Below are 16,666 nucleotides of genomic sequence, written 5' to 3' on the forward strand. Positions count from 1 at the left end.
TGTAGTTAAATTGCATGCAAATATAGTACATTTTACCTTCTTAAAAAAACCGTTTTAACTTAACTTTAAAAAACAAATTCTAAAGTGGTATAAAACACTCTCGGTTCTGAAGGAATAATCCCAGGTCCCGGATATCCGGTAGCCCTTCTTGTGAAGTACCAGTTATCTGTTATGTTGTTTATTCCCGCTTCCAATTTGAATCGTTTCCATTTGTATGCCGCAGAAAAGTCCATCACATAGTAAGAAGGAATTTCTCCGAAAATACCATAAACATTATCGTTTGGATCTGTTGGATGGTTTTCCGCATCGGTAAACTGAGAGGATACATAAGTTAACTGAAGACTTGATACAAAGTTCTTATAACCCATCCCCATACCGGTTTTTAAATTGTACAAAGGAACGAATTCTACTTTATTGCCTTTGATGTTTGGCTGATCGGATTCCAGATATTCCGATTCCGTAACCGAAAGATTCGAGAACATATTCCACACAAAATTCTCATTCTCTTTAAAGAAGGTTTTGCCAATATTCCAGTCAAACATGGTTTCAAATCCATAAGTAATGGCAGTTCCCACATTATCACGTAAACGCACTACTGCACCGCCTCCATTCGGATTCGGAGCCTCATACTCGCCTATCTTGTGGTCATAATACAACGCAAAACCGCTGACATCGAAAGTTACTTTATCGAACAGTTTTCCTCTGGTTCCGACATCTACCGTATACCCTTTTTCGTCGGTGATATCTTCAGCCACTGCCTGACTCGGGCTTGCGGTACGGATATCATTGAAAGTTACGGAGCGGTAGTTTTGAGAAATATTACCGTAGAATTCGATTTTGTTCACCGGTTTGTAACTCAGTCCAAGCCCTAACAAAACAAAACTTCTTTCCTTTACGGTATTTTCATATTCCGTTTTGTCAAAAATTATGTTTCCGGCCAGATCTTTAGTAATTCTTCTGTAATAACCATCAGCCTGGGTTTTAATATATTCATATCGGAAACCAGGTGTTATGGAAAAAGACGGTGATAATCTGAAAATATTTTCTCCGAAAAGAGAGACATTCAGGTTAGGGTAAACATAGGATGACTGATTGGCATAATAAGGGAATTCATCGGTTGCAAGGTTGAAATCCGCATCCGATCCCGAACTGCCCGGCCCTTGAATTCCGGTATTTCTTGACTGATAGTATTTTCCTCCAATCAAAAATGCATTGGAATTATTGAATAATGTATATTTTTTCAGATAACGGGCTTCCGCTCCCCAGTTCACAAAATCTCCCAAAATCAAATCCCTTTCCGTTCCCGGCGTGTCCGGATTTGAAACGCGGTTGGAACGATATCCCAATGCTTTTCTTGACGCATCCAATCCGAACAGTTGCAATGAGAAATCGGCATTATGCTGGAATTTGTGTTTGAACCGAAGGGCGTATAAGTTCCAGTCGACTGCAAACCAGTTACGATCGCGATTACTTTGCCTCGGGTCCTGATTGAACATATAATCCGTTAAACCGCCGGGCTGTTTCGCCAGATATTCAAAATGAGTGTAATCAAAATGCAGCGATGTATTGGCCGTAAACTGATAATTCAGATTAGCAAAGAAGTTTTTCGCATCAAATTGTGAATTCGGACGGAAACCTTTCCCTTGTTTGTAGTTATAAAACGTATAGTAGCTGAACTTTCCTTTAGTACCGCTCAGACTTGTGAAATTGGTAAACAAGTCATACGAACCGCCTGTCATTCTGTTGGTAAATTCAATTTCTTTTTTGCTCGGGCTTTTGATCTTAAAATTGATCATCCCTCCAAACTGGGTTCCGTATTGTAAAGAAGCGGCACCACGTACCAGTTGAATTTCTTCCAAAGCTTCAGTCGGTGTTGCGTAATAACTTTCCGGATAACCTAAAACATCGGCGCTGATATCGTAACCGTTTTGTCGCGTATTGAAATTGGAAGTACGGTTGGGATCTAAACCACGTCCTCCGATGGAAAGCTGCAGACCTCCGTCATTGCTTTCGTTAATCGTTAAACCTACTACCTGAGAGTAAATCTGACGCGTGTTATTGGTTGCTTTGTTCGCCGTAATTTTATCCAAAACAACCACTTCTGTTTTTTTTCCGGCATAGATAGCAGTCTCCTCAATATCTTTCAGCTTGCGGATCGCTGCGATATTCTCACGCTGTTTATTTACAATTACCTCTGAAAGTGTTTTATTCAAAGGATACAGCATCACTTTAAGATAGGTTTCTTTGTTGTCAATTTTCACTGATTTTTCAACCATGGCATAATTCTCAGCAAAAAACACGAATACGAAATCGCTGGGTTTTGCGATCTGAATTGAAAATTCCCCATTTTTATCGGTAAAGATGCTTCGCCCGTTACTTTTATTGACGATCTCTACATTCGAAAGTGCATGACCGGTATTATCAACTACAGTTCCGGAGAATTTGTATTGTGAAAAAGCGTTTAGTGTTACAAATAACAGTAACAAGTATTTATAATCCCTTAATTTCATCGTTAAACGGAAGTATCCAGGTTTTATGTTTGAATGATTCATTTTCTTTTGCAAGATTTGTATTGGGGTCAATGTATTTTTGGCTTAAACGACCGTTGAGAGCGACATAACTTTCGACTCTCACTTCAGGGTCATTGTATCCTGTTTTTTTATAATGGTCGTGTAAAAAATGAGCATATTCCAGAATAAAATCGGGTTGAAACGACATTTGCTTCTCCTGAAAAGGCGTAAGAAAGTCGCTGTTGTTCACGTAAGTTATTTTTTTTGTAACTGCATCAGTAACAGTAAATTGAGCATAACCCGATTTTTCCATCAGCATTACGCGCCAGGAAAAACGAAAACCTTCTTCCGTCCAGAAAAGTTCTCCCGGATACATCAGATAACGAAACGGAAAAAGCAATTGAAATACCATGAAAGCAGTTATGAACCCAACTTTCAATTTTCCTGAAACTGTAAAATCCTGACTTTTTACACGTCCGTTATCGAACAAACTCCAGTTTACTTTAAATAATCCGAAGATTTTTTGAAGTACTTTTTTATGGAAACCTGATTCGAAAAATATCAGTGTACTTATTATCATCACATAAGGAAAAACACCTATAGGGAACAACATTTTTGTAAAGACGTGAAAAACGATAACCAGCGCAAAAGCCACTAGTCTGGTTCGCTTGTAAAGCAGTAAGAACGGAATGGCTAAATCATAGATGGCTCCGCACCAACTGAAGGCATAATGCGCCCAGTTTTCATTCAGGAATTTACCTACTACAGGCATTCCGGCACTCATCGGTAACCACATTTTTAGTGGCATGGCTTCGAATAACCAGTCGGAATTGAGCTTTGCCAGTCCCGCGTAAAAATATACGATTGCCAGCATCAGTTTAATAACATCGACAGTCCAGGAAGGAATTCGCTGAAAGGACTTTTCCGAATTTTTAAATGCATCGACCGAATAAGCGGCATTTGCAGGTAAAAATATCAGCAGAAAGCTTACGAGTGAAATAAAATAATAGTGGTTAAGATAGGTGGTCTTATCCATCAGTTCGATGTATGTAAAACCTATAAAGAACACTGTAATGGCTATTCTGTATTTGTAGCCGATCGTAACCATCAGTGCCGACAGACCACAAATAAAGAACAACAAATACGTAAAATTCCCAAAAGGCTTGACCCACTCGAAACCGTAAAAGGTAAAATGGAACTGAGGTTTGATGTACATCTTCTCGACCCAGCCATAACTTACAAACCGGATGATACTAAAGAGCATCATTAAACCAAACGCCAGCCTGAAAAAGGCCAGCGTTGCGGTTTCTGTTGTTTTATTAAGATATATTTTAAAACTGTCAATCATGATTAATCACCGTCAGCATCCACATAATCTACTGTTATGTTTAGTGCCGGCATCATATCGGTTTTGAAGTAAATCACATTCTTTTGCATTTCCTGATAAGCAAGAACCATTTTATTGTTATCATTGAAAATCTGTTCCGAGAAACTATTGCTCAGGATCGCGTTTGCATTGGTAATAGTTCCGAACTGATTATTGATAGTAGTACTTAGCGACTGACCGCTTTTCACAACATTCAAATAATCCAGATAAGCTTTCAAGCCCGGACCTGTTTGAGCCGAATTGAAATATTTTCCGTTAAAAAAGTCCTGAGAAGCTTTCACAGCCTCATCCAACAAGACTTTTGAAATATCATTTTTGTAGTAAGCCTCCACTTTATTAGCGTAAGTTGTGCCTGTTGAAAAAATTCCGGCAGGGATACCTACTTTTCCGGCGCGAACATTCTTTTCGTAATTCTTCACATAAATATTAACCATGCGGTTCACAGAACTGCTTACTGAGTAACCGTTGCTTCCAATGAAAGTTGACCTGTAACTTCCGTTCCAGTCGTTAACGATCAAGTCGGCATTGGTTTTAAGTCTTGCCGCCAAATCCGTTAAATACTGTTTATATTTTACAGCATTAGCATTGGTTGAATAAAACGTTACAATAGTTGCATCATCAGCTCCTAAACCATTTACCATATAATCAAGCGCAGGGAAACCTTGCTTGTCGAATTGCGAAAGAAGCGCAAAATTATAGGTTCCGGAAGCTATATTCGCATCGATACCTGTAGTGTTCGTCGGATAAATATTGGTACAGCTAACAAAATTTATGGTTTCCGCTTTACCGATTTCATACAATGATACATATTGAAATGCTTTATAAGCGTCAATCCAGGCCGTTCTCACATCCTGTAGATCTGTTTCAGACGGAGCTGCCGTGAAAGCCGCTACTTCAGTCTGTAACGTATTTACTTTTGCCTGATAATTTTCAAAAGCAGGGATAATCAAATTATCAGCCCAATTCGTTAAAAGCGCCGTTCTGTTGTAACCGTCCCCGGAAGAATCCGGCGTACCGCTGTCACTCGAAGAACAAGCTGCAAAGAATGCAGTAAAACCGATTAAAAGAAGTATTTTTTTCATTTTTTGAAAATTTTTGCAAAAGTACAAAAAAACAGAAGAGTTTCCTCCTCTGTTTTTTCCAATTTTTATATTAGTTAACCGTTTCAGCCTCAGCTACTGTAAATCCGAATTTAGTGGCAATTTGTTCTGCCAATCCGTCTATGTGAGCATTCAGATAATCAACATCCCAAAGTCCGAAGTGACCTGCTGTCAATTCGCCCAAGATAGCATCAACTTCCGCCTTTGTCATATATGGCATGTTTGTTCCGGGTTTGTTAGTATAACGTAAACTCATGATAAACCCATATCCTTCAGAAAGTGCGTGGAATGCTTTCGCTCCGTTGTCTGTGGCCAATTTAGCTTTACCTTCCTTTAAATAGAATACCGCTCTAACCGCAGGAACCAATGCTAATTTTTTCTTGATGATATCGATTTGTTTATCACGAGTTGCATAATCACCCGTTGTAATTGCTGCTCTACCTTTTCTGAAAGCCAATTCGATATCTTCTTTTAAAGTTCCGAAATCAGAATCCGCATCAACCTGATTGATGTAGCTGCTCCAGAATTTGAAAACCGGACTTGGAGTAGCCGTTGGATTATCACCTCCGTAGATGTAACCATAAGCTTCATCCCAAAGATGCTCCATTTTAGTGTAATTTTGACCTTGCTCTAAAACCTTATTCTTATTGTTTGCTCTGTTTGAACCCTGATCCAAAACATTTTTACTCAAATAGTTGTTCACAATCTGGTCTAAGAAACAAGCTCCCATCATACCTTTTAAAAGTACTTGTTGAGGCTCTAATCCATTAAGAGCAAATAAACGCTTTGAAGAACCATCTAAATAAGTTCCTGCAGTTCCCGCTGAAGCCTCTTGTCCACCACTAGCCATGTTAGCATTAGAGAACTGATTTTCAAAAAACAATCTTACGCTAAGCGGCTCTATTGCAGTACCCCCTCCGCCGAAGTTCACGAAGAAATCAGTTGAAGCGGCAGTTTTATTTTTTAATTGTTTATCGGTAGCTGCATTCAAATCAGCGTTAGTAAATTGACCATTTACGTTGCTGAACATGTCAGATAATTTTGAAGCATCAATAACAGCCCCCGCGTTTCCTTGGTTCTTGATATAAGCTCCCATTTCATCCAACATAAGAATTCTGTTAGTCTCACCTGTAAAATCAACTGTTGACGCACCAGATCTTTCAAATGTATAAGTTTCCGGAGTTGTATAATTGAACTCTTGATACTGAACACCATCTTCTGAGCACGAAACAGCAAAGAAAACCATAACTGGTAATGAAGTTAAAAGAAGTGTTTTTTTCATAATTTTTTTTTGCAATAGTACAAAAAAACAGAAAAGTTACCCCTTCCGTTTTTCCATTTATTAGTTAACCGTTTCGGCCTGAGCAACTGTAAACCCGAATTTAGCAGCAATTTGTTCAGCCAATCCGTCGATACTTGCATTAAGATGATCTACATCCCAAAGACCGTTTGTACCAGCAGTTAATTCAGCCAAGATCGTATCAACTTCCGCTTTTGTCATGTAAGGAGAATTTGTACCCGGCTTGTTAGTATAACGTAAGCTCATGATAAATCCATAACCTTCCGAAAGTGCGTGGAATGCTTTTGCACCAGAATCTGTAGTCAATTTCGCTTTACCTTCTTTTAAATAGAATACCGCTCTAACCGCAGGAACCAATGCGATTTTTTTCTTGATGATTGCAATTTGTGCATCACGAGTTGCATAATCACCAGCCGTAATTGCTGCTCTACCTTTTCTGAAAGCCAATTCGATATCTTCTTTTAACGTTCCGAAATCAGAATCAGCATCAACCTGATTGATATAGCTGCTCCAGAATTTATATACCGGATTTGGAGTTGCTGTTGGGTTGTCTCCTCCGTAGATGTAACCATATGCCTCATCCCAAAGGTGTTCCATTTTAGTATAGTTTTTATCTTCTTCGAAAACTTTATTTGTGTTGTTTTCTCTGTTTGCACCTTCGTCCAAAACATTTTTACTCAAATAATTGTTCACGATCTGATCTAAGAAACAAGCTCCCATCATACCTTTCAAAAGTACTTGTTGAGGCTCTAATCCGTTAGCAGCAAATAAACGCTTAGAAGAACCATCCAAATAAGTTCCTGCAGTTCCCGCAGCTGCTACCTGGCCACCACTTGCCGCATTTGCATTTGTAAACTGAGATTCGAAGAAAGATCTAACGTTAGTCTGCTCTACTGTAGAACCACCTCCGTTGAAATTCACGAAGAAATCTTTTGAAGCAGCCGTTTTGTTTTTCAATTGCTTATCTGTAGCTGCGTTTAATGCAGTATTTGCAAACTGATTGTTTACGTTATTAAACATATCTGACATCTTTGAAGCATCGATCACTGTACCTGCATTACCTTGATTTTTGATGTAATTCCCCATTTCGTCCAACATAAGAACGCGGTTTGTCTGACCTGCATAATCAACTGTTGTTACACCGGATCTTTCAAATGTATAAGTTGTCGGAACTGTATAATCAAAAGTTTGTTGTTGAGTGTTATTATCATCGTTTGAACAAGAAACAGCAAACAAAGCTGTAACTGGTAGTGAAGCTAAAAGAAGATTTTTGAATCTCATATGTTTGTTTATTTAGATTGAGTTAAAATAATTTTCTGGTGCAAATATATATACTCATTCTAAATAAGGCAAAATTTATTTAGACTTTTTTTAAATAATTTTAACAGGAAAATTTAATGATAAACCGTAAAAACCTTAATCGCTTCATTATAAGCGCTTTCGAAACTCATCGGACTTAAATTCGAATCTGCTTTCACGGAAGTAAAATAAGAAAGCATCTTTTCTGTCGGCATATTTCCGGTCAGATCGTCTTTGGCCATTGGACAGCCTCCGAAGCCTTGAATAGCTCCGTCAAAACGACGACAGCCCGCTTTGTAAGCCGAATCTACCTTTTCAAACCATTTATCCGGTGTAGTATGTAAATGGGCTCCGAACTCGATATTCGGGTATTTCGGAATTAAGTTGGAAAACAAATAATCGATAACTTCAGGAGTAGAACTCCCAACGGTATCGGAAAGCGAAAGGATCTTCACTCCCATATTCGCTAATTTCTTGGTCCATTCCCCTACTATCTCCACATTCCACGGATCGCCATACGGATTTCCGAATCCCATTGAAATATAAGTGACAACCTCTTTATTGGTCTTATCGGCGATATTTAGAATCTCCTGAAGAGTCACTAATGATTCGGCAATGGTTTTATGGGTATTACGCATCTGGAAGTTCTCCGAAATCGAAAAAGGGAAACCTAAATATTGAATTTCAGGATGAATGGAAGCGTTCTCTGCCCCTTGCGTATTGGCAATAATCGCCAACAACTTGCTTTGTGTATTCGACAAATCCAGTTTTGCCAAAACCTCGGCGGTATCCTGCATTTGCGGTATCGCTTTCGCCGAAACAAAACTTCCGAAATCAATGGTATCAAATCCAACACGCAATAGCGACTGGATGTACTGCACTTTTTTATCGGTCGGGATAAATTCTTTAATGCCTTGCATGGCATCGCGCGGACATTCGATGATTTTGACTTTTTCCATTGAAGAATCTGAAATTCTGAGTCGCTAAGGTACTACCTTTTATGTATTTTCTAAAATCTTTTTGTTGATGGCTTTCACCAATGCTGGTCCTTCATAGATAAAACCGGTGTACAACTGAACCAGACTTGCGCCGGCTTCCAGTTTTTCGATGGCATCTTCAGCAGTATGAATTCCTCCTACACCTATAATAGGAAAAGCTTTGTTGCTTTTTTCGGAAAGAAAACGAATTACTTCAGTAGAACGTTTCGTCAACGGTTTTCCGGAAAGACCGCCCATTTCGATTTTATTAATCGATTTCAATCCGTCACGTGAAATGGTGGTATTCGTAGCAATTACACCTGCAATTTGAGTTTCTTTTACAATATCGATGATATCCAGCAATTGCTCATCCGTTAAATCCGGAGCAATTTTTAAAAGGATCGGTTTCTGCTTTGGCTTGGCTGTATTTTTATTCTGAAGCGTCTGCAACAACTGTGTAAGCGGTTCTTTATCCTGCAAAGCTCTTAAATTAGGTGTATTTGGCGAACTCACATTCACAACAAAATAATCCACGTAATCATATAAGGCATCAAAACAGATCTCATAATCCTTCACCGCCTCTTCGTTCGGAGTAACTTTGTTTTTTCCGATGTTTCCGCCGATTAAAACGCCATTATTTGCTTTCAGACGTTTTACCGCATCTGCTACTCCGCCATTATTAAATCCCATTCGGTTAACAATCGCCGAATCTTCTCTCAAACGGAATAAACGCGTCTTTGGATTTCCCTCCTGGCCTTTTGGCGTCAGCGTACCAATTTCTATAAAACCAAAACCAAAATTGGAAAGTTCTTTGTACAGTTTGGCATCTTTATCGAAACCAGCAGCCAATCCAACCGGATTTTTGAATTTCAGTCCGAAAACTTCACGCTCCAAACGTTTGTCGTTCACGCCATAACAAGAATTAATTATAGCGGAAATGCCCGGTATTTTATGAGCGATGCGAACTGCCGAAAAGGTAAAATGGTGTACTGCCTCTGGATCGAAACAGAAAAGTATAGGACGGATAATCTGTTTGTACATGATATTATTGTGTTGTTGAGCAAAAATAGAAATTTGAATTCAGAATTCAGAGATTATGATACAGAATGTTTTTTTCAGAATCTTTTCCAAGTCAGAAAAATTTGTTTTAAAATAGTAAAAATCAACATCTTACAATTTCAATAATTCGTAACTTTATCAGTCAATTTTTGTTTAATTTAATTTTTCGCATTATGTACATCGTCAGAGAAATATTTTATCTTCAGTTTGGCCGATTCAAAGAAGCCAAAGCATTGGTTGATGAAGCCCACAATCTGGGTTTAATGAAAATGCCAGAAGGCGGAAGAATTCTAACCGACTTCACGGGGGAAGGATATCGCTTTATATTTGAAGGGCCTTATAAAACACTGGCCGATTTTGAAGCCGACTTAGCCAGAGAAATGAATGCCGATACCTGGAAAGTATGGTACGAAAAATTTAAACCGCTGGTACGACATTCGGAACGGGAGATTTTGAAACAGATTTCGTAAAAAATTGTCGAATTCCGGTTTATGATGATGTGTTTTTGTCTAAAAAATAATTCGAATTAGTAAATTTACGATTGACTATTTACAAAAACTTATCATTTTACGCACGATGAATTTTGAACTACTGGAAACACAGCATCTTATTTTAAGAAAAATCACCCCTGAAACGTACGATTACATATTTGAGCATTATGATGATAATGCTTTGATGCAGTTTTTGGGGATTTCAACCACGGAAGAACTTGATAAGGAAAAATCGAAATACAAAAAAGGGTTAAGTACTTATAACAGGTCGTTTGTGAATTTTCAGATTCTTGACAAAGGAACCGGAGCTATTATCGGGGCTTGCGGCTATCACACTTGGTCTTTTGAGCATAGTCGTGCTGAAATCGGGTATGCTTTAAACAATGATGCACATAAAGGCAAAGGAGTTATGTCGGAAGCCTTAAAAGCCGTTATCGATTATGGTTTTACAAAGATGAACCTAAACCGAATCGAAGCCCTGGTGGGACCAACAAATGAGGCATCGCTGCGTTTGATTCAGAAAATGAATTTTACCAAAGAAGGTCAGTTGCGACAGCATTACTTCAAAAATAATTCCATGGAAGATTCTGTCATTTATTCTCTATTACGAGAAGAATACTACCGATAATGATTAGCTGATTTTCTGCAGGCGGTTAAGACAGGAGCTAATTATAAATTCAAATCAATTATCAAAAAACCTGTGTTATGAAACATTCCGCTAAAATAATAGGACTGCTCTCGGTTTCAATATTATTGTCTTTTTGCAGACAACAGGAAATCTCAAAAGAGTTAAGCGTGACATCAGCTATTCAAAAAGACAGTTGCGACGATCCGGATGCTTCCATAGAGTGCTGCTTTGTGAACATGCCGAAACAATTAACATCAACCATGGTCATCCCCGATGAAAAAAACGACGGTGAAAAAATGACTATCAGCGGAACGATCTATAAAAAGGATAAAACTCCATATGCGAATGTGATCCTGTATGCATATCACACTGATTCCAAAGGGATTTATTCAAAAAAAGGAAACGAGCAAGGCTTTCAGAAATGGCATGGTTCACATCACGGCTGGTGCAAAACTGATAAAAACGGTAACTACAAAATTGAAACTATCCGTCCCGGCTCCTATCCCGGCGGCAAAAATCCTGCGCACATCCATTCGGCCATAAAACTCCCGGACAACAGCAAACCGTTCTATATTGATGATTTCATGTTTAAAGACGATCCTTTATTGAAAAAAATACATTCCACAACGCCACGTGAAAAAGGCGGGTTAGGAATAATGGAAATGACGAAAGTCAACAATGTCTGGATTGGTAAACGCGACATCGTTTTGGACTAACAATAAAAAAAGCCTCCGAAAATCAGAGGCTTTTTATTTATGATTTAGTTTCCTTCTTCAGCATTATGTGATTTGGAATACACGCGCCATTTTTCAATACATTCCTTTATATCTTGCGGCATTTCGCTATCAAAACGCATGAATTCTTTCGTGGTTGGGTGCTCAAAACCTAATGTTTTCGCATGTAAAGCCTGTCTCGGCAAAGTTTTGAAACAGTTATCGATAAACTGTTTGTATTTCGTAAAGGTGGTTCCTTTTAATATCAGATCACCTCCGTAACGTTCATCATTGAATAACGTATGTCCGATGTGTTTCATGTGCACACGAATCTGGTGCGTACGGCCGGTTTCCAATTTACAGGATACCAAAGTCACATAACCAAAACGCTCTAAAACCTTATAATGCGTTACCGCCCATTTTCCGTATTCTTCGTTGTCATAGCAAGCCATTTGCATACGGTCTTTCATATGACGGCCAATATATCCGGTTACGGTCCCTTCTTCTTCCACAACATTACCCCAAACCAGAGCAAAATATTCTCTTTCCGAAGTTTTTTCCTCAAATTGTTTCGCCAGGAGTGCCATGGCATTATCCGTTTTGGCGACCACCAGTAAACCGGAAGTGTCCTTATCGATTCGGTGAACCAGACCGGGACGCTCGCTGCTGTTCATCGGAAGGTTTTCAAAATGATATGCCAACGCATTCACCAATGTTCCGGTATAATTTCCGTGTCCGGGATGTACTACCAATCCGGCTGGCTTGTTTATCACCAAAAGTTGATCGTCTTCATAAACGATATCCAAAGGAATATTCTCCGGGATGATGATATTTTCAAACGGCGGATGCTCCAATAAAACACGCACCACGTCATTTGCTTTTACCTTATAATTGGACTTAACAGGAATGTTATTTACGAAAATATTTCCGTTAGACGCTGCCTGCTGAATTTTATTGCGGGTAGCGTTTTCGATCAGATTCATTAAAAATTTATCCACACGCAAAGGTGCCTGACCTTTCCCTGCCTCAAAACGATAATGTTCGTATAATTCTTCGTCCAGTTCTTCCTGGTCTGAGATATGATTATTCTGCATTTTCTTCTGCCGGTGGCGGCGCTAATTGTTCACTCGCATTAATACTGTCCATTTCCTGGTCTTGGTATCCTGTTTTACCGTCACCTAAAACAAAATCAATTTTTGAGGATTTCAATATTTTGTCTCCTGCTTTGATGGTTTTACCGTTTTGTTTTACTTCAAGAACTACGTCTTTCGCCATGTATTCCACATACTTCACATCACCTTCCTGTAAACCTAAAGCTCTCAAAGTCGATAATGCCTGACGGTATGTTTTCTGAACCAATTCCGGCATCACTACTTTCGCGTAACCTCCCGAATTGATTTTCACATATACTTTACGACCGTCTTTAACGGTTACAGCCGGAAGCGGATCCTGCTCCACAATGGAATATGGCGGAAACGCGGGATTATAATCTACTGTATCTAACAGATGTAATTCCAAATCGATGTCGTTCAGACGTTCTTCTGCTTTTTCAAGCGACATTTTTGCAAGATTCGGAACCGGAATTTCTTCTCCGTGATTGGTCGCCACGCTTAAAAATTTCATCACTCCAAAAATGGATATGGCAACGATAACTAATGCTATTGCTAAATTTTTGAAAAATGCGGGGCTAGTTAAAAATTTCTTCCAACTCATAGTTTTGGTTTTGGGCAAAGATATAAAATACTAAAGATTTTTTGTTTCTTCCGAAAAAGTAATTATTTGCCTAAGGTCGTCAGGAACCCACTTTTTCATTTTTATCGGAAGAAAAATATTTTTTGCTGTGGGTTTCAACAAATAGTGATAATTTTGTAAGTACTAGTACACATCAAATAACGACTAAAATATGAAATCGCCACTAACAAAATTTTGTGCAAACAAACACCGAAAAATAGCGATACCATATATGACCTCTATAAAATAAATTTTACATATATGAAAAATGTTGCCATCATCATGGGAGGCTATTCCAGTGAATATCAAATTTCTTTAAAAAGCGGAAACGTAGTCTATAACTTCTTGGACAAAACAAAATACAATGCCTACCGAATTCATATTTTTAAGGAAAAATGGGTAATGGTGGATGAAAACGAAAGTGAATTCCCGGTAAACCGTCATGATTTCTCCGTAAATTATGCCGGACTCAAACTTAATTTCGATGTGGTTTTCAACGCGATTCACGGTACACCCGGAGAAGACGGACTAATGCAGGCGTATTTTGAACTGTTGGGTATTCCGCAAACTTCATGTGATTATTATCAGGCGGCATTAACCTTCAATAAACGTGATATGCTTTCGGTTTTAAAACCTTATGGAATCAAAACCGCAACTTCCTTCTATTTAGATAAAGGCGATAGTATCAACGAGGACGAAATCATCAAAACAATAGGTTTGCCAATGTTCGTCAAACCAAATAAATCAGGATCCAGCTTCGGAATTTCAAAAGTAAAAACCAAAGAAGAATTACTTCCGGCGATTGAAAACGCTTATAAAGAAGATAGCGAAATCATCATTGAAAGTTTCCTTGACGGAACTGAAGTTTCTGTTGGGGTAATTAACTACAAAGGAGCGACAACGGTTTTACCGATCACGGAAATTGTTTCTGAAAACGATTTCTTCGATTATGAAGCAAAATATTTAGGAAAATCGCAGGAAATCACTCCGGCCCGAATTTCGGACGATATCCGCCAGAAAGTGGAAGCGGTTTCCAAAAAAGCATACGAAGTATTAAAAATGAAAGGTTTCTCACGAAGTGAATTCATCATCGTAAACGGAGAACCTTTTATGCTTGAAATGAATACAATTCCGGGATTAACTACCGAAAGTATTTTACCGCAACAGGCCAAAGAAGCGGGAATTTCATTAACCGAATTGTTTGATAATGCGATTGAATTGGCATTACTGTAACACTTAACATTTATGAGAAAAGCAATATTTCCGGGATCCTTTGACCCGATTACACTAGGCCATTATGACATCATTAAAAGAGCATTGCCGTTATTTGATGAAATCGTGATTGCCATTGGTGTCAATGCTGAAAAAAAATACATGTTTTCGCTGGAAGAGCGCAAAAAATTCATCGAAGAATCGTTTAAAAATGAGTCAAAAGTAACGGTGGTAACTTATGAAGGTCTGACTATTGATCTTTGCCACAAACTTAATGCGCAGTTCATTCTCCGCGGACTTCGAAACCCCGCCGATTTCGAATTTGAAAAAGCCATCGCCCATACCAACCGCCAGCTGTCGGACATAGAAACCGTGTTTTTACTAACCGCTATCGATACGTCCCACATCAGTTCAAGTATTGTCCGCGATGTAATCCGAAATGGCGGGGATTATACTATTTTAGTACCCGAATCTGTTAAAACCAAATAACATTTATGAAAAAAATAATCGGCCTGTTCTTTTTAGGCACTTCTCTCCTTTTGGCACAACAGCCTGATTTTAAAACGCCTTTTGAAAAAGGAAACGGTAATCAGTCGGCCACATATAAGGAGGCTATGAATTATTATTACAATCTGGATAAAAGCTTCGAAACCATAGCCGTAAAAACCATGGGAAGTACCGATAATGGTGAACCGCTTCACATCGTAACTTTCAATCCGGAGAAAAACTTCGATTTTAAAGTCATAAATGCTCAAAACAAAGCGATAATCCTGATCAACAACGGAATCCATCCCGGAGAAACGGACGGAATCGACGCCACCATGCTTTTCATGAAAGATCTGGCTACCGGAAAAATTGCCGTGCCTAAAAACACCATTGTCGTTGCCATTCCTGTCTACAACATTGGCGGCGCAATGAACCGAAACAACACTTCCCGTGTTAACCAGAACGGACCGGAGTCTTACGGTTTCAGAGGGAATTCAAGGAATTTCGACCTTAATCGTGATTTTATCAAATCGGATACAAGAAATTCCAGAAGTTTTCAGGTGATCTTCAACATCGTAAATCCGGATGTTTTCATTGACAATCATGTGAGTAATGGTGCGGATTACCAATACACTTTAACCTACATCGATACCCATTACCAGAAACTGGGCGGCGAATTAGGAAAGTTCTTCAACGAACAAATGATGCCATCCATCTTAAAAGATCTGAAGAATAAAAAAATCGAATCGGTTCCTTATGTAAATATCCATAACGACGTTCCCGAAAAAGGTTTCGCCAAAAACATGGAAACACCTCGATTTTCTACAGGATATGCTTCGATGTTCAACACTTTAGGCACAATGGTGGAAACCCATATGCTTAAAAAATATGCAGACCGAGTAAAGGTAACTTACGAATATATGTTATCCACTTTAAACTATACGGATAAGAATGCGGCGCAGATCAAAAAACTGCGTCAGGCTAACCTGGCTAATTATTCTGTTCACGGAAAATATACCGTGTTATGGGAAATTGATTCGGCGCAGGTAAAACAGATTCCGTTTTTAGGTTATGAAGCAAAGTACAAACCTAGCGATGTTTCCGGAAAACAACGTTTGTATTACGACCGAACAAAACCATTCAAAAAAATGATTCCTTTTTACGAAGTGTATAAACCCAAAAAAGAAATCACGATTCCGGAATCTTATATTGTACCGAAACAATACTGGGAAGTACTTGAATTGCTTCGCCAGAACAGAATCGAAATGCAACCTTTGAAAAAAGATACGGTACTTAATGTCGAAAGCTACAAAATTGCCGATTATAAAACCAGCAAAGAAGCTTTCGAAGGTCATTACGGACACTATAATACTTCGGTTACGGCAAGTCGCGAAAATGTAAAATTCAGCGAAGGGGATTTTGTGGTGAAGACTAATCAGAAGAACGTAAAATATCTTTTGGAAACGCTGGAGCCTGAAGCTGCGGACTCGTTCTTCAACTGGAATTTCTTCGATACTATATTACAGCAGAAAGAGTACTTTTCAGCTTATGTCTTTGAAGATTTGGCTAAACAGATTTTAGATGAAAATCCGAAATTAAAGGAAGAATTGGAAAAGAAACGTCAGGAAGACAAGAAATTTGCCGATAGTGGCGATGCGCAGTTGGATTGGGTTTACAAACATTCCAAATACTACGAAAAAGAACACCTTCAATACCCTATTTATAAAGTAATGCGTTATTAATAAGATTAATTGAAAAAAGGTCACACGAAAA

15 protein-coding genes are annotated in these 16,666 nt (G+C 38.7%); 6 read left to right on the plus strand and 9 right to left on the minus strand.

What is annotated here, in order from left to right; all coding sequences use genetic code 11:
* Positions 1-65 precede the first annotated feature (65 nt).
* The 7 genes from AC3E9U_RS03155 to AC3E9U_RS03185 form a co-directional block, all read right to left on the minus strand.
* Positions 66-2,552: a TonB-dependent receptor domain-containing protein gene (locus AC3E9U_RS03155; protein WP_488745453.1), complete on the minus strand. Its 2,487-nt coding sequence runs from the start codon at positions 2,550-2,552 to the stop codon at positions 66-68.
* Positions 2,491-3,858, minus strand: a complete 1,368-nt coding sequence (locus tag AC3E9U_RS03160) for an HTTM domain-containing protein (protein WP_488745454.1) — start codon at positions 3,856-3,858, stop codon at positions 2,491-2,493. Before AC3E9U_RS03160 ends, AC3E9U_RS03155 begins: the two co-directional genes overlap by 62 nt.
* A gap of 2 nt (positions 3,859-3,860) precedes the next feature.
* Complete coding sequence (locus AC3E9U_RS03165) at positions 3,861-4,979, minus strand: imelysin family protein (protein WP_488745455.1); 1,119 nt, start codon at positions 4,977-4,979, stop codon at positions 3,861-3,863.
* Positions 4,980-5,049: 70 nt separating this feature from the next.
* A complete protein-coding gene (locus AC3E9U_RS03170) occupies positions 5,050-6,279 on the minus strand; it encodes a DUF4856 domain-containing protein (RefSeq protein ID WP_488745456.1) in 1,230 nt (409 codons plus the stop codon).
* 60 nt (positions 6,280-6,339) lie between these two features.
* Positions 6,340-7,578 (minus strand): DUF4856 domain-containing protein, encoded by a 1,239-nt coding sequence (locus tag AC3E9U_RS03175; protein ID WP_488745457.1) that lies wholly within the window; start codon positions 7,576-7,578, stop codon positions 6,340-6,342.
* A 113-nt stretch (positions 7,579-7,691) separates the two neighbouring features.
* Positions 7,692-8,555: a hydroxymethylglutaryl-CoA lyase gene (locus tag AC3E9U_RS03180; protein ID WP_488745458.1), complete on the minus strand. Its 864-nt coding sequence runs from the start codon at positions 8,553-8,555 to the stop codon at positions 7,692-7,694.
* Between the two features lie 39 nt (positions 8,556-8,594).
* A complete protein-coding gene (locus tag AC3E9U_RS03185; RefSeq protein ID WP_488745459.1) occupies positions 8,595-9,614 on the minus strand; it encodes a quinone-dependent dihydroorotate dehydrogenase in 1,020 nt (339 codons plus the stop codon).
* Positions 9,615-9,805: 191 nt separating this feature from the next.
* On the opposite strand from AC3E9U_RS03185, the gene AC3E9U_RS03190 reads away from it, so the two are divergent.
* From AC3E9U_RS03190 to AC3E9U_RS03200, 3 genes are all read left to right on the plus strand, one after another.
* Entirely contained in the window at positions 9,806-10,102 is a 297-nt protein-coding gene (locus AC3E9U_RS03190; protein ID WP_488745460.1) for a hypothetical protein, read from the plus strand.
* A 106-nt stretch (positions 10,103-10,208) separates the two neighbouring features.
* Positions 10,209-10,751, plus strand: a complete 543-nt coding sequence (locus AC3E9U_RS03195) for a GNAT family N-acetyltransferase (protein WP_488745461.1) — start codon at positions 10,209-10,211, stop codon at positions 10,749-10,751.
* Between the two features lie 77 nt (positions 10,752-10,828).
* A complete protein-coding gene (locus AC3E9U_RS03200; RefSeq protein WP_488745462.1) occupies positions 10,829-11,467 on the plus strand; it encodes a dioxygenase family protein in 639 nt (212 codons plus the stop codon).
* A gap of 44 nt (positions 11,468-11,511) precedes the next feature.
* Here the strand turns inward: AC3E9U_RS03200 and AC3E9U_RS03205 are convergent, their stop codons facing one another.
* Both AC3E9U_RS03205 and AC3E9U_RS03210 read right to left on the minus strand, forming a co-directional pair.
* A complete protein-coding gene (locus AC3E9U_RS03205; protein WP_488745463.1) occupies positions 11,512-12,558 on the minus strand; it encodes an RluA family pseudouridine synthase in 1,047 nt (348 codons plus the stop codon).
* Entirely contained in the window at positions 12,548-13,177 is a 630-nt protein-coding gene (locus AC3E9U_RS03210; protein WP_488745464.1) for a PASTA domain-containing protein, read from the minus strand. Before AC3E9U_RS03210 ends, AC3E9U_RS03205 begins: the two co-directional genes overlap by 11 nt.
* Positions 13,178-13,456: 279 nt before the next feature.
* Here AC3E9U_RS03210 and AC3E9U_RS03215 point away from each other — a divergent pair, with 279 nt between their 5' ends.
* Genes AC3E9U_RS03215 through AC3E9U_RS03225 form a run of 3 tightly spaced genes read left to right on the plus strand, consistent with a single transcriptional unit; the run spans position 13,457 to position 16,635 of the window.
* Positions 13,457-14,428 (plus strand): D-alanine--D-alanine ligase, encoded by a 972-nt coding sequence (locus tag AC3E9U_RS03215; protein ID WP_488745465.1) that lies wholly within the window; start codon positions 13,457-13,459, stop codon positions 14,426-14,428.
* A gap of 12 nt (positions 14,429-14,440) precedes the next feature.
* Entirely contained in the window at positions 14,441-14,896 is a 456-nt protein-coding gene (gene coaD, locus AC3E9U_RS03220; protein WP_488745466.1) for a pantetheine-phosphate adenylyltransferase, read from the plus strand.
* A gap of 5 nt (positions 14,897-14,901) precedes the next feature.
* The gene (locus tag AC3E9U_RS03225; protein ID WP_488745467.1) at positions 14,902-16,635 is read left to right on the plus strand and encodes a M14 family zinc carboxypeptidase; all 1,734 of its coding nucleotides are present in this window, start codon (positions 14,902-14,904) and stop codon (positions 16,633-16,635) included.
* The last annotated feature ends 31 nt before the right edge of the window (positions 16,636-16,666 follow it).

Source organism: Flavobacterium sp. 21.1 (assembly GCF_057801535.1).